18 protein-coding genes are annotated in these 20,950 nt (G+C 57.5%); 5 read left to right on the top strand and 13 right to left on the bottom strand.

Annotated features, from left to right (window positions below):
- The first annotated feature begins 62 nt into the window (after window positions 1–62).
- On the top strand, window positions 63–947 hold the full coding sequence (locus tag AC2FLO_RS19265) for a DMT family transporter (protein WP_496752127.1): 885 nt from the start codon (window positions 63–65) through the stop codon (window positions 945–947).
- On the opposite strand, the gene uvrC is transcribed toward AC2FLO_RS19265, so the two are convergent.
- The 6 genes from uvrC to AC2FLO_RS19235 all read right to left on the bottom strand — a co-directional run bounded on the left by uvrC (window position 944) and on the right by AC2FLO_RS19235 (window position 7,631).
- On the bottom strand, window positions 944–2,806 hold the full coding sequence (uvrC, locus tag AC2FLO_RS19260) for an excinuclease ABC subunit UvrC (protein ID WP_496752126.1): 1,863 nt from the start codon (window positions 2,804–2,806) through the stop codon (window positions 944–946). The genes AC2FLO_RS19265 and uvrC overlap by 4 nt on opposite strands.
- Before the next feature lie 290 nt (window positions 2,807–3,096).
- On the bottom strand, window positions 3,097–3,876 hold the full coding sequence (locus AC2FLO_RS19255) for an SDR family oxidoreductase (protein ID WP_496752124.1): 780 nt from the start codon (window positions 3,874–3,876) through the stop codon (window positions 3,097–3,099).
- 21 nt (window positions 3,877–3,897) lie between these two features.
- Window positions 3,898–4,860 (bottom strand): calcium/sodium antiporter, encoded by a 963-nt coding sequence (locus tag AC2FLO_RS19250; protein ID WP_267365434.1) that lies wholly within the window; start codon window positions 4,858–4,860, stop codon window positions 3,898–3,900.
- 171 nt (window positions 4,861–5,031) lie between these two features.
- Window positions 5,032–5,829 (bottom strand): S49 family peptidase, encoded by a 798-nt coding sequence (locus tag AC2FLO_RS19245; protein ID WP_267365423.1) that lies wholly within the window; start codon window positions 5,827–5,829, stop codon window positions 5,032–5,034.
- Window positions 5,830–5,943: 114 nt separating this feature from the next.
- On the bottom strand, window positions 5,944–6,705 hold the full coding sequence (locus tag AC2FLO_RS19240; RefSeq protein WP_496752122.1) for an ABC transporter permease: 762 nt from the start codon (window positions 6,703–6,705) through the stop codon (window positions 5,944–5,946).
- Window positions 6,702–7,631: an ABC transporter ATP-binding protein gene (locus AC2FLO_RS19235; protein ID WP_496752120.1), complete on the bottom strand. Its 930-nt coding sequence runs from the start codon at window positions 7,629–7,631 to the stop codon at window positions 6,702–6,704. Before AC2FLO_RS19235 ends, AC2FLO_RS19240 begins: the two co-directional genes overlap by 4 nt.
- A 170-nt stretch (window positions 7,632–7,801) precedes the next feature.
- On the opposite strand from AC2FLO_RS19235, the gene AC2FLO_RS19230 reads away from it, so the two are divergent.
- A complete protein-coding gene (locus AC2FLO_RS19230) occupies window positions 7,802–8,890 on the top strand; it encodes a CaiB/BaiF CoA transferase family protein (RefSeq protein WP_496752118.1) in 1,089 nt (362 codons plus the stop codon).
- Window positions 8,891–8,971: 81 nt separating this feature from the next.
- Here the strand turns inward: AC2FLO_RS19230 and hemE are convergent, their stop codons facing one another.
- Window positions 8,972–10,006 carry a uroporphyrinogen decarboxylase gene (gene hemE, locus AC2FLO_RS19225; protein WP_496752116.1) on the bottom strand — a complete coding sequence of 345 codons (1,035 nt, stop codon included), beginning with the start codon at window positions 10,004–10,006 and terminating at the stop codon, window positions 8,972–8,974.
- 106 nt (window positions 10,007–10,112) lie between these two features.
- Here hemE and hemC point away from each other — a divergent pair, with 106 nt between their 5' ends.
- Window positions 10,113–11,078, top strand: a complete 966-nt coding sequence (gene hemC, locus AC2FLO_RS19220; RefSeq protein WP_496752114.1) for a hydroxymethylbilane synthase — start codon at window positions 10,113–10,115, stop codon at window positions 11,076–11,078.
- 223 nt (window positions 11,079–11,301) lie between these two features.
- Here the strand turns inward: hemC and AC2FLO_RS19215 are convergent, their stop codons facing one another.
- The 6 genes from AC2FLO_RS19215 to AC2FLO_RS19190 are packed head-to-tail and all read right to left on the bottom strand — an operon-like array spanning window position 11,302 to window position 18,888.
- A complete protein-coding gene (locus tag AC2FLO_RS19215; protein ID WP_480585365.1) occupies window positions 11,302–12,573 on the bottom strand; it encodes an aspartate aminotransferase family protein in 1,272 nt (423 codons plus the stop codon).
- Between the two features lies 1 nt (window position 12,574).
- Window positions 12,575–13,678, bottom strand: coding sequence for a mandelate racemase/muconate lactonizing enzyme family protein (locus AC2FLO_RS19210; RefSeq protein WP_496752111.1), 1,104 nt, complete (start codon window positions 13,676–13,678; stop codon window positions 12,575–12,577).
- Window positions 13,675–14,781, bottom strand: a complete 1,107-nt coding sequence (locus AC2FLO_RS19205) for a mandelate racemase/muconate lactonizing enzyme family protein (protein ID WP_496752109.1) — start codon at window positions 14,779–14,781, stop codon at window positions 13,675–13,677. The genes AC2FLO_RS19210 and AC2FLO_RS19205 overlap by 4 nt, the downstream gene beginning before the upstream one ends.
- Entirely contained in the window at window positions 14,778–15,356 is a 579-nt protein-coding gene (locus AC2FLO_RS19200) for a dimethylsulfonioproprionate lyase family protein (RefSeq protein ID WP_496752107.1), read from the bottom strand. The genes AC2FLO_RS19205 and AC2FLO_RS19200 overlap by 4 nt, the downstream gene beginning before the upstream one ends.
- Window positions 15,353–16,435 (bottom strand): alcohol dehydrogenase family protein, encoded by a 1,083-nt coding sequence (locus tag AC2FLO_RS19195; protein ID WP_496752105.1) that lies wholly within the window; start codon window positions 16,433–16,435, stop codon window positions 15,353–15,355. Before AC2FLO_RS19195 ends, AC2FLO_RS19200 begins: the two co-directional genes overlap by 4 nt.
- Window positions 16,435–18,888, bottom strand: coding sequence for an FAD-dependent oxidoreductase (locus tag AC2FLO_RS19190; RefSeq protein WP_496752103.1), 2,454 nt, complete (start codon window positions 18,886–18,888; stop codon window positions 16,435–16,437). The genes AC2FLO_RS19195 and AC2FLO_RS19190 overlap by 1 nt, the downstream gene beginning before the upstream one ends.
- A gap of 68 nt (window positions 18,889–18,956) precedes the next feature.
- Here AC2FLO_RS19190 and AC2FLO_RS19185 point away from each other — a divergent pair, with 68 nt between their 5' ends.
- The gene (locus AC2FLO_RS19185; protein ID WP_496752101.1) at window positions 18,957–19,844 is read left to right on the top strand and encodes a MurR/RpiR family transcriptional regulator; all 888 of its coding nucleotides are present in this window, start codon (window positions 18,957–18,959) and stop codon (window positions 19,842–19,844) included.
- Window positions 19,841–20,929 carry an aromatic ring-hydroxylating oxygenase subunit alpha gene (locus AC2FLO_RS19180; protein ID WP_496804018.1) on the top strand — a complete coding sequence of 363 codons (1,089 nt, stop codon included), beginning with the start codon at window positions 19,841–19,843 and terminating at the stop codon, window positions 20,927–20,929. Before AC2FLO_RS19185 ends, AC2FLO_RS19180 begins: the two co-directional genes overlap by 4 nt.
- Window positions 20,930–20,950: the final 21 nt, after the last annotated feature.

Genomic DNA, 20,950 nt, shown 5'->3' with positions numbered 1-20,950 from the left:
CACTTGGCGTTTCACGTCTTTGCAGTCAGATTGCCCGTCGACTGCAAAGCGGAACGTACAGGATGACAGCGCATATTCAAACCGACGCCCGATCGAACATGGTCGGCAGCCTGTGGATGGTGGCCGCAATGGCGGGCTTTGCGTTGGAGGATGCGTTGCTGAAAGCAGCATCGACCGCGCTTCCGATCTGGCAGGTTCTGGTTCTGTTCGGGACTGGCGGGTCCGTAATCTTTGCCGCACTGGCGTCGGCTCGTGGAAAACGTCTGATACACCCAGACGTTCTATCCCGCCCGATGAAAGTTCGGGTGCTGTTCGAAGTCTTTGGTCGGCTGTTCTATGTGCTCGCCATCGCGTTGACGCCCTTGTCCTCGGCCACGGTGATCTTGCAAGCAACGCCTTTGGTTGTGGTCGCAGGCGCGGCGTTATTCTTTGGTGAAGCGGTTGGTTGGCGGCGATGGAGCGCGATTTTTGTCGGTATGATCGGCGTCGTCGTTATTCTGCAACCGACCGGGGACAGTTTTTCGCTGCTGTCGATACTGGCCGTATTGGGCATGTTAGGGTTCGCAGGGCGTGATCTGGCCAGCCGTGCGGCACCTGCGACCCTTGGAACCGAAGTACTGGGGTTTTATGGATTCCTCAGCATTATCGTCGCCGGCCTTGCCTATCGGGTGTGGGAAGGCGCGCCCGTGGCACTGGTTAGCCTGCACACCAGCCTGCATCTGACGGGCGCGGTTCTGATGGGCGTCATGGCCTATGCCGCGCTCATGAACGCAATGCGCACGGGTGAAGTGTCTGCCGTGACCCCGTTCCGCTATACGCGACTGCTGTTCGGTATCGGGTTGGGTATCGCCCTGTTCGGCGAAAACCTGGACCGTACCATGTGGGTCGGCAGCGCGCTTATTGTAGCCTCGGGCCTCTATATCCTGTGGCGGGGGCGACAGGTCTAACCCTTGTCGTGGAAGAAATCATAGACTTTCTGAGCCAACCCGGCCGAGATTCCCTCGACCGCTTTCAGGTCTGCCAGATTGGCCCGGCTTACCGCTTTGGCGCTGCCGAAGTGAGTCAGCAAGGCGCGCTTGCGTGCAGCCCCGACGCCCGGAATTTCATCCAGCGGCGTGGCACCAACGGCCTTGGCGCGTTTCGCGCGATGGGTGCCAATGGCAAAACGGTGCGCCTCGTCCCTTAGCCGTTGAATAAAGTACAAGACCGGATCGTTGCGTTTTAGGGCAAAGGGGCGCTGGCCGATCCGGTGAAACTCTTCCTTGCCGTGGTCACGGTCGACCCCTTTGGCAACACCGACCATCGGAATGTCTTCGACCCCGTGGGCCTGCATGATCTCGTGCACGGCGCGGACCTGTCCGGCACCGCCATCGATCAACAGCAGGTCGGGCCAAAGCCCTTTATCCCGATCCGGGTCTTCTTTTTGCAGGCGGGTGAAGCGACGGTTCAGAACCTCTTTCATCATGCCGAAATCATCACCCGGCGTCAGGTCGTCGCCGCGAATGTTGAACTTGCGATAGGCGTTTTTCATGAACCCGTCGGGCCCTGCCACGATCATACCACCCACCGCGTTAGTGCCTTGGATATGAGAGTTATCGTAGACCTCAATCCGTCCCGGTGGACCATCCAGATCAAACGCCTCTGCCACCCCGCGCAGCAACTTGGCCTGCGTGGCGCTTTCCGACATGCGCCTGGCCAGAGACTCTCGCGCATTGCGCAAGGCACCTGCAACCAGTTCCTGTTTCTCACCACGCAGCGGGACAAGGATTTCGACTTTGCGCCCGGCTTTCTTGGACAAAGCCTCCTGCATTAAATCGGCGTTTTCGATCCCGTCCGACAAGATCAACTGCCGTGGTGGTTCCTTGTTGTCGTAGAACTGGCCAAGGAAAGCCTCCATCACTTCGGCATGTGATACATCCGGGCCAACGCGCGGATAAAAGTCCTTGTTGCCCCAGTTCTGGTTGGCACGGATGAAGAATACCTGAACACAGGCTTGCTCGCTGTCCATATAAAGGCCGATCACATCCGCCTCGGTCACGCCACGAGGGTTGATGCCTTGCGCGGTCTGTACCTGCGTCAGCGCCCGGATGCGGTCGCGCAGACCGGCGGCGCGTTCGAACTCCATAGCCTCGGACGCGGCCATCATCTGTTCAGCCAGTTCCTCCTGCACCTTGGTCGAGCGCCCCGACAGGAAACGTTCTGCATCCTTGACGCTTTCACTGTAATCCTGCTCCGAAATCAAACCGACACACGGCCCGGAACACCGTTTGATCTGATAAAGCAGACAGGGCCGCGTGCGGCTGTCGAACATGGAATCCGAACAGTTGCGCAGCAGGAATGCCTTTTGCAGCTGGTTCAATGTGCGGTTTACAGCACCCGCGCTGGCAAATGGTCCGAAATAGGCGCCTTTTTCCTTCTTCGCCCCACGGTGTTTTTTGATCTGCGGAAAGTCATGATCCTTGGCGACCAGGATGTTGGGAAAGCTTTTGTCGTCCCGCAGCAGCACATTGTATTTCGGTTTAAGCTGCTTGATCAGGTTCTGCTCCAGCAGTAGCGCCTCGGTTTCCGTTCTTGTGGTCAGAAACATCATCGAAGCGGTCGAGGAAATCATCTTCTCGATCCGGCCCGAGTGACCCGGCCTTGTATAGTTCGACACCCGCGCCTTTAGGTTTCGCGCCTTGCCCACGTATAAAACCCGACTGTCGGCATCCAGCATCCGGTACACCCCGGGTGAGCTGTCCAGCGTCTTTGCATAACGCTGAATGCAGGCATAACCGGTCAGGGACGATTCACTGTGGGTAGTCATGGGATTCCGATATGATTCTCTTTTACTGGCTGCAATCTTGCGGGCTTCAGATCAAGAGAAAACAAATCCACGATTCCTGTGGATAAGTGTGAAGATAAGTTTTCACAGCCTTAGAATTTCCCTTGTTTCATTACCACTTCATTAACATGCACAAAAAATAGGCACATTATCAAGACGCTGATTTTTAACGATATTTTTTCACCTATTTAGCAAGTGTATGAAAAAAAAGACATTTTTGTAACACGCAGGTAACACAAACGTGCGCGGTGCAAAACTTGCAGCGATATTGCTTATTCAACTCCCAGAACATCCGGTGTTTTCCACCCCAGGTGTTGGCCGCCATCCACGCATATCAGTTGCCCCGTTACTGCGTGTGCATCCAGAAAATATCCCAAAGCGGCGGTGATATCCGACGGATTTGACCCGCGTTCCAGAACAGTATTCGTTCGTTGCGCCTGGAAATGCTCAGCGCTTTGACGATGCCCCTGTACCGTTGGTCCGGGTCCGATGGCATTTACCCGGATTGCAGGGGACAGCGCCTGTGCCGAGGTACGGGTCAGCGTCCATAGCCCCATTTTGGCGATGGTGTAAGACATGAACTCGGGTGTCAGCTTGCGTACACGCATGTCCACCATGTTGATGATCAGACCGGTCGCAAGGGGTTCGCCATTTTCGTCCGTGTCCGGGGCCAGCCCCTGCCCGGCCATGGCTTGGGTCAAAACGAACGGTGCCCGCAGATTACTGTCGAGATGGCGGTCCCAGCTTTGGCGGGTCGCGGTGTGAACGCTGTCATACTCAAAGATCGAGGCGTTGTTCACCAGACAGGTGATCGGCCCGCCCAGAGCCTCGGCTGCTTTGGGCAGCAGATCCTGCACCTCTGCCTCATCCAGCAGATCAGCCTGCAATGCCACTGACCGTCGGCCTATAGCCTGTACCTCCGCCACAGTCTCGTGCGCGGGGCGTTCTGAGGACGCATAATGAACGGCGACATCATATCCACGACCCGCCAGATAAAGCGCCATGGCCCGACCGAGACGAATACCAGCACCGGTCACTAAAGCTCGGGTCATGCTTCACCTCGTTTTGTCAGATCAAACCAGCAATACAGTGACATAAAGCGCATAAAGGAAGGTCAGCACCAGCCCCCAACCGCGAGAGATATCCTGCTTGAAAACAACAAAGGGAACCAGAAGCAGCGATGCGCCCAGCATGACCCAAAGGTCAAAATGCAGGAAACCGGGATCGACCGGGATACGCCCGAACCAGGTTGCGATCCCGATAATGGCCAGAAGGTTGAACATGTTCGAGCCAATCACGTTGCCAAGGGCCACATCGGCCTGTCGGCGCAAAGCGGCCATCACGGTTGTCGCCAGTTCGGGTAAAGACGTTCCAACCGCAATCAGGGTCAGACCGATAACCGTTTCACTGACACCATATGTCCGGGCGATGACCGTCGCATTTTCCACCAGCAGGTGCGCCCCCATAGGAAGGCCCACAAGGCCGAGGATCAGGTAAACCGATACCTTCCAGTAAGGCATGTCAGGATCAGCTTCTTCCAGGCCTTCAAGGTCGTCGTCATCGGCACAGGCTTCCCCACAGGCCTTGCGGTGCGCCTTTGCTTCACGAAACGCATTCATCAGAACCAGGCCCAAAGCCGCCAGCAGGATCAGGCCGCTGACGACGGTGAATGTTCCACAAAACGCCAACCCTATGAACAGGGCCGTCGCCATCAGCATGAATGCATAGTTCCTACGGCTGTCGCATTCGCTGGTATGGATCGTTGCCAGCATCGCAGGAAGACCAAGAACCAACAGGATGTTGGCCGTGTTTGATCCGACAACATTACCTAGCGCAATACCCGGTGCGTGTTCCTTGACGGCACTGATAGCAATCAGCAACTCGGGCGCGGACGTGCCGAAGGCCACAATCGTAAGGCTGACGATCAGGGCCGGGACCCCCAAGCGCAGGCTCAGGTTCACTGCGCCACGCACCAAGGCATCGCCTGCCAGCAACAGGATCAACAAGCCAAGACCAGACAGCAGCCACGTGGTGATCAAGCCCGGCCTCCTTTTTCACAGGCACAAGGGCCTTTTCCGATGCGATAGCGACCGCATCGCGGACATTTCGCCGAACTTAGCTTCTTTTGCCCAGGAAACCGCAGCTTGCCGAACATTGCCAATACGCCCATTGCGATCAGAAAAAGAGTGACAGCCTTTACGATCACGTCACAAACCGAAACGCGCGTAGGCTGCCCGCTCCTCTAACCCTGCGATAGCATCCTGCGCCAGGCTGGCACCAAACCGGGTCCAGATCGGTTTTTTCACGCCATAGCGGCGAAATTTGACCTTGTCACCGAAACGGTCCTGCAACTTTGGCTTCAGATGGGCGATGCCGTCGATAAGCCCCAGTTCCTGCGCGCGACGCGCCAGCCAGACCTCGCCCGTGAACAGATCAGCTTCCTGATTCAGCTTGTCCCCGCGCCGATCTTTGACATGCGCAATGAAATTCTCGTGGATATCGCCCAATAACCCTTGCAGGCGGGCTACATCCTCTTTCTTTTCCGGTGAAAACGGGTCGAGCATGGACTTCGATTTCCCGGCAGTATGGACCCGCCGCTCAAATCCCTGCCGCGCCAGAAAGACATGCGCGCCAAATCCAGCCGAGATCACACCGATCGATCCCAGTACGGAACTGTCATCGGCCCAGATCTCATCCGCTGCTGCGGCCAGCCAATACCCACCGGATGCAGCGACGTCTTCGACAAAAGCGATGACCGGCACGTCCAGTTCTTCGGACAAACGCCGAATGCGCGCACCGATCATTGAACTTTGGACAGGGGATCCGCCCGGTGAATTAATCTCAAGCGCCACGGCCGCAGGTTTTCCCTTGCGAAAGGCTTTCTCGAGAACCGGCGCAAGCGTGGCGTCGTTCAAGGACCCGCGCCCGGCCATTCCAATGGCGCCGGACAGGCGGACAACGGCCACACAGGGGTGTTTTTTGACGAACGGCAGGCTGAGCTTCATGGGTGCCGATGTAGAGTGCCACCAACCCGTAAACAAGAGACTCTTCGAACCTTGAACGCGACGTGAACCAGATTCACACACTCAATGGGCAAAAATGCAACGCCCCGGTGCGGGTTAGCTGCGAATGCGCCAGCCAGTTTTGAAGATCCAGCCAATGACCGCCAGACACACCCCAGTAAAGGCTATGATGGCCAGCAAACTCAGGGCGATGGGCACATCCGCAAGCCCGAAAAACGACCAGCGAAACCCCGAGATCAGATAGACGACCGGATTGAACAACGTGATCGTCTGCCACAGAGGCGGCAGCATCGAGATTGAATAAAACGTACCGCCAAGGAAGATAAGTGGCGTGACCACAAGCTGCGGTACCAGAGACATCTGTTCAAAATTACTGGCCCATATCCCGATGATAAAGCCCAGCAACGAGAAGCTGAGACATGACAGGATCAAAAACGCCGCCATGGCAAAGGGGTGTTCGATCCGTATGTCGACGAAGAAGGTCGACGTGGCCAGAATGACCAGTCCCACGAACAGCGCTTTGGTGGCCGCCGCACCAACATACCCAATCACGATTTCGAAAAAATTCACCGGCGCCGACAGCAGCTCGTAGATGGTGCCCAGAAACTTTGGGAAATAAATTCCGAAAGACGCGTTCGAGATCGACAGCATCACCACCGACAGCATGATCAAGCCCGGCACAATGAACGCGCCGTAGGATACGCCCTCGACCTCCTGAATTCGACTGCCGATGGCGGTGCCAAAAACCACGAAATACAGCGAGGTGGAAAGAACCGGTGACAGGAAGCTTTGCGCCAGGGTGCGAAAGAAGCGAGCCATTTCGAACCGGTAGATTGCAGCGATTGCGGTCCAGTTCATGCCGCCTCTCCGGATACCAGATTTACAAATATCTCTTCCAAGCTCGATTGCCGTGTCTGCACATCGCGCAACACCAGCCCGGCCTGCGACACGTCATTCAACAGGGTCGTTATCCCCGTGCGATCCGCATGGGTATCGTAGGTATAGATCAGGCTATCCCCCGCGCCGTTGAGGGTCAGATTGTGGCTGGCCAAATCATCGGGAATCTTGGCGATTGGCTCAGTCAGCATGACGACAATCTGCTTTTTGCCCATCTGCGCCATAAGCGTGTCTTTATCCTGCACCAAAAGCAACTCACCCTTGTCAATAACGCCGACGCGATCCGCGATGGCTTCGGCCTCTTCGATATAGTGGGTGGTCAGAATGATGGTGACACCGTCCCGTTTCAGCTCGGCCACGATTTCCCACATATCCTTGCGCAGCTCGACATCCACACCCGCCGTCGGTTCATCCAGAAACAAAACACGTGGTTCATGCGCCAAGGCCTTGGCGATCAGCACGCGGCGTTTCATGCCGCCCGACAACTCCTTGATTGCGTTCTTGCGCTTTTCCCACAGCGAAAGCTTGCGCAGAATGTCCTCGATCCGGGCGTTGTCTTTGCCCAGCCCAAACAATCCGCGTGACAGCCGAACCGTGTTCCAGACCTTTTCAAACGGTTCCAGCGCGATCTCTTGCGGGACAAGCCCGATCATTCTGCGCGCCGCGCGATAGTCCGACTGAATGTCGTGCCCGCCGACTGAAACCGTGCCGGATGTTGGCGTGGTTATTCCGCAGATCGTCGAGATCAGAGTAGTTTTTCCCGCCCCATTCGGCCCCAGAAGCGCAAGAATTTCGCCTTCTTCAATGTCCAGAGACACACCTTTCAGCGCCTCGAACCCATCGGCGTAGGATTTGCGCAGATCTCTGATGGATAAAATGGTCGTCATATCCGCTCCCCGTTCTGGCCCAGACCCTATCGCCCTGAACACAGGGATAACAGGCCCATTCCGCACCATGTGATGAACAACTGCCAAAAGGAAGACCGCCCGCGCCAGCAATCATCCGGCTTGCAATCCCGACACCAGCCAGCAAACTCTGCCGGAAACGGAGGGCCTTGATGCTGAACGGAATACGTGTTGTCGAACTCGAAGGTCTGGGCCCCGGCCCGTTTAGTGCCATGTTACTGGCAGATCTGGGCGCTGACGTGATTACAATCCACCGCAAAGGGGGTGCCGCAACACCGGGTATGCCGGAACGTTCCCTGCTGGACCGGGGCAAAAGATCCATCGCACTTGATCTGAAGACCGCCAATGATCTGGATACCGCGCTTCGCCTGATCGACACAGCCGATGCGCTGATCGAAGGATTCCGCCCCGGTGTGATGGAAAAACTGGGGCTCGGGCCCGATGTCTGCCTGACCCGCAATCCAAAACTGGTCTATGGGCGCATGACGGGCTGGGGGCAGGATAGCCCGCTGGCCGACACGGCGGGGCATGACCTGAATTACATCGCCCTGTCCGGAGCGCTCTGGTATGCATCACATCCCGGCCAAACACCGCAGACCCCGCCAACGTTGGTGGGTGATATCGGCGGTGGGGCCATGTATCTTGTGGCAGGCGTTCTGGCAGGGCTCATCAATGCGCAACGCACTGGCGCAGGTACTGTCGTTGACGCGGCAATCTATGACGGCTCGGCCCATATGATGAACCTATTGATGACAATGCGCCAAACCGGCAACCTGTCTGAAACCCGGGGTCAAAGCCTGTTGGACGGTCCCCACTGGAGCAGAACCTACGCCTGCGCCTGCGGTGGTTTTATTTCCGTTCAATGCCTCGAACCAAAATTCTACATGCAATTTCTGAACTTACTGGGCCTCACAAACGATACCGAGTTTCAGCGGCAATACGACCGTGATCTGTGGCCTTCGCTTTCACGCCGTCTGAACGACATCTTCGCCAGTCAACCACGCGACCATTGGGAGGCCCTGTTTCGAGGAACAGATGCCTGCATTGCTCCTGTTCTCAGCCCGGACGAAGCCCGCTCACACCCGATGAACCTCCATCGCAACAGCTGGCAGGACATTGACGGTACATTTCAGGCCGCCGCCGCCCCACGGTTTTCAGGCCATGACTGGACCCCGAAACCCAGCCCCATGCGCGGCGAGCATAATAAAGAGATACTCGCAGAGCTTGACAGCCTGAGCTGATCCGCACTTCATCTGGCCCAAAATATCCCGGGGGATGAATTGGCCGCAGGCCAAGAAGGGGGCTGGCCCCCTTTAATCTGCTTACCGCCCGCGCACCGTATCGATCATCAACTGAACATTCTCAGGATCGGCATCCGGCGTGATCCCATGTCCCAGGTTGAAGATGTGCGGCCCGTTTGAGAACGCCTCGACAATCCGCCGCGTCTCATCCACCAGAGCTTGCCCACCGGTCACCATATGCGACGAGGCCAGGTTTCCCTGCACACAACCATCAACCTGTACATGTCTGGCGGCCCAATCGGGCGACACCGAGTTGTCCAGCGCGACGCAATCCACACCCGTCGTCTTGGCAAACCCGACATACCCCTCCCCCGCCTCGCGCGGGAAACCGATCACCGGGATGCCGGGGTGACGTTCCTTGATGGCCTGCGCAATCACACGGCACGGTTCAACCGCGTATTTGCGAAACGCCTCACCTTTCAGGGAACCCGCCCAGCTGTCGAAAATCTTGACCACCTCGACCCCGGCGTCGATCTGAGCCGACAGATACTCGATTGTTGCCGCCGTGATGCGATCCAGCAGCGCCTCGAATAAGGCAGTATCGCTCTCTCGCAGAGCGTGTGCCGGTCCCTGATCGGGTGTTCCACGCCCAGCGATCATGTAGGTCGCGACTGTCCAGGGCGCGCCGGCAAACCCGATCAGCGCGGTCTCAGACGGCAATTCTCGCGACAGGATCCGAACCGTTTCATAAACGGGCGACAATGTCTCATGAATCGCGTCCACCGGCTTCAACGCATCAAACTCGGATTGCCGCGTGATCGTCGACAAACGTGGACCTTCGCCGGTCACAAACCAAAGATCCGCACCCAGCGCCTGCGGCACCAGCAGGATATCGGCAAACAGGATCGCAGCATCAAACCCATAGCGCCGGATCGGCTGCAATGTGACTTCGGCGGCCAGTTCCGGGTTATAGCATAAAGACAGAAAATCTCCGGCCAGGGCACGGGTGGCCCGGTATTCCGGCAGATACCGGCCCGCCTGGCGCATCATCCAGATTGGCGGCACATCCTGTACTTCGCCCGCCAGCGCCCTCAGCAGTTTCTTTGTCTCGGCCATATTCGCCCCCAGTATTCCGGTTTTGGCAACGGGTCGTCCTTCGGCGGCAATTTGTCAAGCTCAGCCCCCATTGTCAGGGCAATGTGACGCGACTAAAGCTGTGCACATGACTTTGACCCTGCCCACCCCCGCATCGCCCCTCAGAATTGGCACCCGTGGTTCACCGCTGGCTCTGGCTCAGGCCTATGAAACCCGCCAACGCCTGAGCGATGCGTTTGATCTGCCCGAAGTGGCCTTTGAAATCGTCGTGATCAAAACAACCGGCGACAATCGCGCCATGATCGATGCGGATCGCCCGCTGAAGGAAATCGGCAACAAGGGCCTGTTCACCAAGGAAATCGAAGAGGCGATGTTGCGCGCCGAAATCGATATCGCCGTGCATTCAACGAAAGACATGCCTGTTGAACAGCCCGAAGGGCTGGTTCTGGACACATTCCTTCCGCGCGAAGATGTGCGTGACGCGTTCATCTCGCCGCGTCTTAACTCAATCCACGATCTGCCCGAAGGGGCTGTTGTGGGCACTTCGTCATTGCGGCGCCGGGCGCAGCTGCTGAACCGGCGGCCGGATCTGAGAGTGGTCGAGTTTCGCGGGAACGTGCAGACACGGCTGAAAAAGCTGGAAGCCGGGGTCGCGGATTGCACTTTTCTGGCCATGGCTGGCATTCACCGTCTGGGCATGGATGAGGTTCCAGCCAGCGCCATTTCTCCGGATGACATGCTGCCCGCGATTGCACAGGGTACCATTGGCATCGAACGGCGCAGCAACGATATGCGCGCGGCCGAAATGCTTGAAGCGATTCATCACGCGGAAACGGGATGGCGGCTGGCCGCCGAACGCACCTTGCTGGCCGCGCTGGACGGGTCTTGCGAAACTCCGATCGCTGGCTTGGCAGAGTTGGATGGAAACAACTTATGGCTGCGCGGCGAAGTCCTGCGCCCAGATGGGTCGGAAACCGTGAACAGAGAAGTGACCGGTTCTGTCAAAGACGGGCCAGAAATGGCCCGCACGATGGCAGCGGAACTGTTGGAACAGGCGGGTCCAGGTTTTTTTGATTGGAAAAATTCAAATTAATTTAAGGCAGTGTGAACTTGATCACTGTGGCCACCGAGATTCTCGGGCATTAAAGTGACATACCGATGAGGAAGTCGGGTCAGTCTCTAAAGTATCGAAAAGTTTTCAGATTGCCGGTGATTTAATCAGTATTCGAGGGGGCGAGGCTGACCCCCGACTTCCAAAGGTAGCGGGTCGCTGTTGAACTCAACAGCGACCCGTTTACGTTGTATACATCCAACCTTCAGGAAATGGCATCAACCGCGTGACGGACGGCGATGCGTGTTTGTTCCAGATCCGCATCGGTGATCGCCAGCGACGGATAAAGCTTGCCCGGAGACTTGAAGATTCCATGGGCGCGCAGCACCGCATTATAAGTGGCGTTGCGCTGTGGATCATCGTGGTTTGCGCTGCGATAATCACGGCACTCGGCGTTGGTGAAATAGATGTCAAACAAAGTCTCGTCACCGCAAATCCGATGCGCGATGCCCGCTTCATTTAAGGCGTCCGACTGAATCTGCTGCAAGTGTTTTCCAATTGCGCGCAAACGCTCATACGCGCCTTCACGCCGCAAAATCTCCATCGTCTTCAGCCCAGCGGCCGAGGCGACCGGATTCCCCGAGAGGGTACCCAACTGCATCAGCCAACCTTCTTCCCCGACCTTCGACTTATCGAAATGCTTCATGATCTCGACGCTGGCACCAAGCGCAGCCAGAGGGAAGCCGCCGCCCGTGATCTTGCCCAAAGTGCAGATATCCGGTGTGACCCTGTATCGTTCCTGCGCCCCGCCATAAGCCAGCCGGAATCCGGTGACAATCTCATCAAAGATCAACAGCACACCATGTTGATCACACAGAGCTCGGAGGCCCTGCAAATATCCCGGCATTGGCGGGATGATCCGTTGCAAAGGCTCGACCATAATCGCGGCAACGTCGTCATTTTCATCCAGCAAAGCAGCGACGGCTTCCAGATCGTTAAAGGGCGCGATCAGCATTTGCTCGGCCACGCTGTCGGGGATACCCGCGCTGTCGGGAACAGCCTGCGGGAAATTAACCCTGCGGCTTGGGGCAAGGCTCATCTGCGCCTCGGCGCTCATACCGTGGTAACCGCCTTCAAACTTCAGGATTTTGCTGCGCCCGGTATAAGCCCGCGCCAGGCGAATCGCATACATGTCGGCTTCGCCTCCCGACGCGACAAAGCGCACCTGCTCGCAGCAGGGAACGGCGTCGATGATGGCCTCGGCCAGTTCGATTCCTTTTCTGTTATTGGCAAAAAACGTCATCCCTTTGGGCAGCTGTTCCAAAACGGCTTCCATCACTTCAGGGTGGCCATGACCCAGCAGCATCGGACCCGACCCGATCAGGTAATCGACATATTCGTTGCCGTCTTCGTCCCAGACACGGCTGCCTTCACCACGGGCGATGATGATGCCTGGATCAAAGTTGCCAAACCCCCCGGCAGGTAGAACTTCGTTCGCGCGAGCAATCCATTCGGATTGTGATTGGATTTTCAGCATCTCAGTCGATCTCCAGAATTGGGGTGCCAAGGATATCGAGGTCCGGTACAACACCTAAACCCGGACCTTCGGGCGGAGCAATCCGGCCGCTTTCACGAATTGGTGCATCAGGACACAGACGCGGGGCCACGTAAGACGACAAGTCGCACGTGTTCATCAGAGAACCTTTCGGCGTCGACGCCGCAAAGTGAAGTGAAGCCGCAGTAATAATATCAGACCCCCATGTGCATTCCGCGCAAATCTCGGCACCCAGATGCACGGTCAGATCCCGTGCACGACGCATTGCTGACAATCCGCCGAATTTCGAAAGTTTAAGCGCCACCGCGTCCATGCAACCCAACTCATGCGCCCGCTTCAGCGATGCAAGATCAAAGGCGTTTTCGTCGATCTTCATGGGCAGACCCGTCGACTGACGAACAGCGGCGCAGTCTTCCAGTGTTTTACAGGGCTGTTCCAGCATCACATCCAGATGCGCCACCGCGCGCCCGGTTCGCGTTGCCTGAAGGCGCGATGCGCCGCAGTTCCAGTCGCCATACACAAGCGGTCCGGTTCCCACGGCTTCGCGCACTTTGATCAGCCGCTCGGCATCGGCTTGCCAATCACCCTCGACACCCAGCTTGACCTGGAATTGCCGAATGCCCGTCTGGAAGGCTGCCTTTGCAATGCGCGCCATTTCGTCCGGCGCGATACATGTGATCGAATGATAAAGTGGCATATCTGCCCGTGTCCGCCCGCCCAGCAACGCGTAAACCGGCACCCCTGCCACGCGGCCGAACAGATCCCACAGCGCAATGTCGACGATCGATTTCGCGTAGCTGTGGCCTTGCAGAAATCCGTCCAGCTTTCGCATCGGTGCGTCAACCCCAATTGGCGAAATCCCGAGAATCTCGGGACCCATTTCAGCGATGGCCCCCGGTACTCCATTTGCATAGGCGGGCAGATAATGCGGGATCGGGCAGACCTCGCCCCAACCTGTCAGACCTGTATCCGTCTCAAGACGCAGGATATGAGACGTCACGGTCGCGCAGGTCTTGCCGCCGGCCATGTGATAGGTTTCATGGCTGGTCAGATCGACGGACCAGAGCGTTATCTTGTCAATTCTCAAGCATATTCTCCTACTGGATCACCCAATGCGGCTTCGTCCGGATGAACGCCAAGCCCGGGTTCTTCTGGCAGGTGCAAATGGCCATCAACATTCCGAGGCCCACGCCCCCCGGCAATATCGACCGTGATCATGTCCTGACAGGCCCATACTGCAAGGCAGGTGTCATCCGGGATGGTCGCGGCCAGATGCAATGCTTCGGTATCGGCCAGAACCGTACCGCCTGTGGCCATTACAAACATGTCTATCCCATGGGCCAGCGCGATATCCCGCATGCGTGCAGCCTTGGTCAGCCCGCCGACGCGGTTCAACTTGATCCCGAAAATCTGAGCCAGACCATCGCGGGCAATACGGGCCGCATCCTGCAAAGTCACGAGGCTTTCGTCCACTGAAACGGGTGACGTGTGAAGCCCCGAGATTGCAGCAATGTCATCCAGCGTCTCACAAGGTTGTTCGAACATGACATTCAGGTCCGCGCAGGTGCTCATCACGCGCAAAGCTTGCTGACGCGTCCAGCCACGATTGACATCATAAAGAACGATCTCGCCGGGTCGCCGAATACTCTCGACATCGCGAACACGCACGATGTCCCGGTCAACGTCACCACCAATCTTCACGGAATGGGCGATGTAGCCCCGCTGGCGGTACCGCTCTATGACCGCGCGCGTTTCGTCGACGGATTTCGCCCCGACCGAGGACGCAATTGGGCGCGGTGTCCGCGATCCACCCCCCATCAGATCGGCAATCGGCACGCCCGCCGCCTGACCCGCGATATCCCAGCAGGCCATATCAATTGGGCTTTTGGCATAAAGGTGTCCGGGCAAGGCAAGATCCATCGCCCGTTCCACATCCAGAACCCGCCGCGGATCCAGGCCCAGAATGAACGGCGCCATCGTTTCAATTCCGGCGCGGATACCCGGACCATGCGCGGGCACATAGGTATGGCCCCATGGGGTCCCTTCACCCCAGCCAACAAACCCCGCATCGGTTTCGATTTTCACGACTGTCGCGTCAAGCGTTTCGAATTTCAACCGCCCGCCCGACAACCAATATGGATGCTCCAGTGGGAGGTCGACGTGAAATACTGTGATAGATTTGATCTTCATGCGATATCCATCCGGGGCAGATCACCCATGCCTTCACCGCGCCACAGAACATAAGTCAGGATCTGCTGATCTGTGGTGACCATGGCATGACTTTGCCAGCTTGCGTGCAAGCGTGTTTGATTGGCGCCAAGATATGTTTCGTTCCCATTGACCTTGAACAACGCACCTCCGCCAAGAATGAGGTAGAGTTCTTCGGCCTGATGGCTGTGCCAATCGTAATTCAGGCCAGCCCCCCAATATGCGATGTAGCCACGCAGCTGGGTCGAGTGAAAATGTCCGGTAGGACCGAACAGCTCATAATAGCCGTATCGATTCAGGAAATCCGCACCAACTTCGTCTTCGGTGTAGGTATGTTTCCAATGTGCCAGATGCGCCGTCGCATTGACCGCCGCGATCAAGTCACGGGTTGGCGTGTCTTCAACAAGATCGAAGGCTGCCACCAGCCTCGTTGCGGGAATGGGTGCGGCATCCAACCCCGTCGGGATCAGATCACCCGGCCAAGGCGCGAACGCAGCAAGGCCCGGATGCGCATGGTGCATTTGACGGGCAGCTTCGAGAACATCGTCAAGCGTCATGGCATCACCACGATGTTGCCGGTGTGCTCTTTCGCGATGAACGCGGCTTGTGCTTCTCGGAGATCCTCCAGCGCGTATGTCGCGGCAAGCGCTGGCTTGATCTCACCAGCCTCGATGTATGTTGCGAGGTTCTTCATGACCTGAGGGTCAATGACGGTCGAACCGATGAAGGTCAGGTCGCGCAGGTAGAATGTGCGCAGATCAAGTTCGACGATCGGGCCTGCAATAGCGCCCGAACAGGTATAGCGGCCACCCCGTTCCAATATGTCGATCAGGTTCGGCCAGTATGGTCCGCCCACGACATCTGCGACCACACTGATCTTTTCCACGCCCAGCGCCTCGCGCAGGTTCGCAGGAGCGCGTGGCAGAATGACGTCAGGGCCAAGCCTGGCCACGTCCGCGTGTTTGGATTCGGATGCCATCGCGATCACACGCGCGCCGCGCCGTTTGGCCAGTTGCACAAGCGCACCGCCCACACCGCCGGAAGCACCTGGAACCAAAACCGTATCCTCGCCGGTCACATTGGCACGGGTCAACATGCCTTCGGCGGTGGAGTAAGAGCAGGAAAAAGTTGCCAGTTCAGCATCCGTCAGATTCGAGGTGATTGCCACAGCATTCACCGCCAGAGTTGTCGCGTATTCGGCAAAACCACCATCCCGTTCCGAGCCGAAATAACCAGTCTTGTCCATATTGTCGGGTTCCACCGGATCGCGCAGCCAGCCATCCGTGATGACACGCTCGCCAATACGCGCCTGGTCAACACCTTCGCCGACGGAAACGATATGCCCGCAGATATCGGCCCCTTGAATTCGCGGGAAGGTGATCGGATTGCCGCCCCAGGTGGGATCTTCTTCGCCAACCTCTTCAAACGCACCACCGGTCGTTGCGGCTGTGACCGTCTTGGAGTACCAACCCGACCGCGTGTTGACGTCCGTATTGTTCAGGCCACATGCCGCAACCTTGATCAGCACCTCACCCTCCGCAGGTTCAGGACGCGGCCAGTTATCGTGCCAAACTATCTGCTCTAAACCTCCATGGCCCATCGTGACCATGGCTTTCATTGTGGCGGGCAGGCTCATCAGGCGGTCTCCATTACTGCGTCTGTGCGGGGCAGCAGGCTGTCTGGATCGTAGGCGGGCTTATCCAGTACTCGGGCCGAACGCGGCTTGCCGTGAATCACGACCTCCAACTCGGTTCCCGCTTTTGCTGCTTCGGGTTTGATGTATGCAAAGGCCAATATCTTACCTACCGTGTGGCCGAATACGACCGAAGCTGTCGAGCCTATGACACGCCCGTCCAGCGTCACCGCCTCGCCTCCATGGCCATCAATTTCGCCATCCGACTCGACTTGCAGATAGGCACATACCCATGGCAAATCGGTGTTCAACGTCTTGTCCTTGCCCAGGTAATCCTTGTCCGTACGGGCAAAGCGCAGCACATCAGCGTCTGCCAGCGTGACTTCGTTTGTCAGCTCGCCTGCCCCTTTGAAGCCCTTCTCCATCCGCATCACGTTCATGGCGAAACTGCCGTAGTCCGCGATGCCATACGCCTCGCCCGCAGCCCATAGCGCATTGTAGACGTCGAGGCAGGAAGCGTTGGGCATATGCAGCTCCCAACCCAGTTCGCCCGCATAAGACATGCGAAACGCCCAAAGTTTATGATCGGCAATGGTGACCTCTTGCGCCGACAGCCAGCGGAACCCGGCATTGCTCAGATCGGTAGCCGTACAGCGCGCCAGGACTTCGCGTGATCTGGGGCCGTTAAGCGACAAGGCCGACCATTCGGAAGACAGCGCGTTGATCCGCACATCTTCGCCCTTGCGATGATGCGCCAGATGATCAAGCAAGCGCTGTTCGAAGAACGCTGCACAGACCAGATAGAAGCGGTCTTCGGCCATGCGGACAATCGTTGTCTCCAACTCGATCCGGCCACGGCGGTTCAACATATGGGTCAGCGTGATCGAGCCAACCTTTTGCGGCATCCTGTTAGCAGTCAACCGATCCAACAGGGTATAGGCATCGGGCCCCGATACTTCGACTTTGGTGAAGGCGGTGACATCCATTATGCCGACACGTTCGCGCACTGCCTTGACCTCGGCCGCGACCATGTCGTCGGCAGGAGTGCGGCGGAAGGAATAGTGATCGCGTTGTTCCACGCCGTCCCGGGCGAACCAGCGGGGGCGTTCGAAGCCATAGACCTCTTCATGTACCGCGCCCTTGGATTTCAGCAACTCATACAGTGGCGACGGCTTGATCGGACGCCCTGCAAGTCGATTGAAGTGTGGAAACGGGATTTCGTGCCGCAAGCAGTAATCTTCTTCCGCCTTGATCACTTGCCAGTCTTTGGTGGCATAGCTGCCAAAGCGGCGCGGATCGAAATCCCGCATCGAGATATCGGCAGCCCCATGCGCCATCCAGCGCGCCAGTTCTCGGGTCAGACCCGGGCCCCAACCGATCCCAATCTGTGTCCCGCAACAGCACCAGTAATTTCGCACACCCGGAGCAGGCCCGATCAGGGGGTTGCCGTCCGGCGGATGTGATATCGCCCCATGCACATCGCGTTGAATACCCAGTTCCGCAAAGATCGGCATCCGGTTCAGGCTTTCCTCTAGCCATGGCATTACCCGGTCATAATCCGCGTCGAACAACCAGTTCTCGTACTCCCACGGGCAATGATCATGCCAAACCGAGTTGGGATTCTCTTTCTCGTATATTCCGATCAGGCCACGCTGCTGCTCCATCCGGATATAACCCGAGACTTTGCGGTCATCGCGGATCACCGGCAGTTCTTTGTCCAGGTTCTGGAATTCCGGCACCGGTTCAGTCACAAAATAATGGTGCGTCATTGACGTCATGGGCAGTTGCAGCCCGGACCATTCGCCCATCTGGCGCGCGTAGGTGCCACCCGCGTTCACCACATGGTCGCAGATGATTGCACCCCGTTCGGTCTCAACAATCCATTCACCGTTTGCGCCCTGCGTGATGTTCGTCGCCCGGCAACTGCGGAAGATGCGCACGCCTTTCTGGCGTGCCCCGGCTGCCATCGCCATGGTCACGTTAGTCGGGTCCACATGCCCGTCATCCGGCGTGTGCAGCGCGCCAAGAACACCTTCGAGGTTATAAAACGGATGCAGTTCGGCCACCTTCTCGGGACCGACAAGTTCGATATTGAAGCCCAGCGACCAGCCCACCGACAGCGTGTGGCGCAGCCAATCCATCTCATCCTCGGTATAAGCAAGACGGAACGAGCCGCAGCCATGCCATGTGACAGGCTGACCTGTCTCGGCCTCAAGCAGGCCGGAATACAAACCGATGTTATAATCGACGCATTTGCCCAGACCAAAGCTTGAGGTTGAATGCGTAATCTGCCCTGCCGCATGCCATGTACTGCCGCTGGTCAGCTCGGCCTTTTCCAACAGAACGGTCTCTTCGCCCCAGCCTTCATGGGCCAGATGGTAGGCCAGACCAACGCCCATGACGCCGCCCCCGACGATGACCACGCGTGCGTGTGACGGCAGTTCATTCCCGGACATGATTTTTCCTCTTCCCGAGTCGCTTTTCTGCTCGACAGGCTAATTACACATTTGTACCATCGTCAATCATGAATGCCACAAATGTATCATCAACTGTTCTGGACCGTCTGACCGAAGAGTGGGACGCCCTGACCCCTGAGGCACAGAAAGCCGCGCGGTACGTTCTGGAAAACCCTGCGGATGTAGGGGTTTCAACCGTGCGCGAAATCGCCGAGGCGGCAAAGGTCAAGCCCAACACATTTGTGCGCATGGCACGGCAAGTGGGGTTTGAAGGGTACGAAGATTTTCGCGAACCCTTTCGCGATGCAATCCGAAAGGGACGCGTGTCGTTTCCAGATCGCGCCAGATGGCTTCAGGACATCGGCAAATCCGGTGAATTGGGCGGGCTGTATGCCGATATGATCGGTGCCGCGATCCGGAATATCGAGGAAACATTTGCAGGGATCGACGCGAACCGCCTGAAATCTGCTGCCGAAGTCATCTGGAATTGCCGCCAGATTTTCACACTCGGCGTGGGCGTCAACAATTCCAACGCGCGCAACTTTACCTATCTGGCTTCGACCGGGATGAAGCAGTTTCATGCAATCCCCCGCCCCGGTTCAACCCCGGTAGACGATCTGGCCTGGGCCGATGAGCAGGACGTGCTGATTGCGATCACCTGCCATCCCTACCGCACCGAAGTGATCGAGGCGGTCAAACTGGCACGTCAGCAGGGCCTGACTGTCATAGGTATCTCGGACAGTCCGGCCAGCCCTGTGATCCGGAACGCCCATCACGGGTTTGTCGTCGCAGCAGATACCCCACAGTTTTTCCCGTCATCCGTTTCGACCATCGCGCTGCTGGAAACGCTGCTGTCTTTCGTGATCGCGGTATCCAGCGACGAGATCGTCGAACGGGTCGAACGTTTCCATCGTCGTCGCCATCAGCTTGGCATCTATGCGGAGGAACCCGAATGAACGCACCGCTGACCCACTCACTGGACGCGCGATATTATACCGACCCCGCCATTTTCGAGAAGGAGATGCAGGGGCTTTTGGCCCGAACATGGCAGTTCGCAGGCCATGTCGCGCAGGTTCGGGAAACAGGAGATTACTTTGCCTTCGAGATTGCCGGGCAAAGCCTGTTTTGCATTCGCGGGCGCGATGGCGAAATTCGCACTTTCTATAACGTCTGCCAGCACCGTGCGCATGAAATGGTCTCGGGCACAGGCAACACCCGCGTTGTCGTCTGTCCCTATCACGCGTGGACCTATGAATTGTCAGGTCAGTTGCGCGCGGGTCCAAATATCAAATCCGTCCCCGGATTTGACCGCAGTGCAATCTGCCTGACGGCCGTTCGGACCGAAATCTTCAATGGGTTCATCTTCGTCAATCTCGACGACAAGGCAGCCCCGATGGACGACTGGTATCCCGGAGTGCGGCAGGAAATCCGTACATTTGTCCCGCATATCGACGAGCTTGAGCCGCTGGAATGGGTCGAGATTCCGGAAAATTGCAACTGGAAAGTCAGCGTCGAGAATTATTCGGAATGCTATCACTGTCCGAGCAACCACCCGACATTCGCTGAAGGTGTCGTCAAGCCCGAAACCTACGACATCCAACCCGATGCAGGCGGCGGTTTCGTGCTGCGCCACACGACCGAATGTCAGAGCCTCGACAAGATGACTTACCCTATCGACCTGTCGGTGCCTCATGCGGGCGACTACCAGACTTGGTTCCTTTGGCCGATGTTTTCGTTCCAGTGCTACCCGGGCAATGTGCTGAACACCTATCACTGGCGCGCAAGTGACACGGATCACTGCACCGTCTGGCGCGGTTGGTACACCGAAGGTGGTTCGGAAAGCGCGGTGATCAGGCAACTGGCCGTTCAGGACAGGGAAACAACGGTCGAAGAAGACATCCGGCTTGTGGAATCCGTTCATCGCGGCCTCAGATCCCGCGGTTACCGCCCCGGCCCGCTGGTGCTGGATCCGGGTTGCGGTGTGATGTCCGAACATTCAATCGCCAAGTTGCAACAATGGATGCGCGAGGCAGTGGAATGAAACCCGCCTCTGGTAGACATA

The sequence above is a fragment of the Ruegeria sp. TASC047 genome (assembly GCF_059612445.1).
The sequence above is the reverse complement of the archived record's forward strand: the minus strand, read 5'-3'. Positions and strand labels throughout refer to the sequence as shown.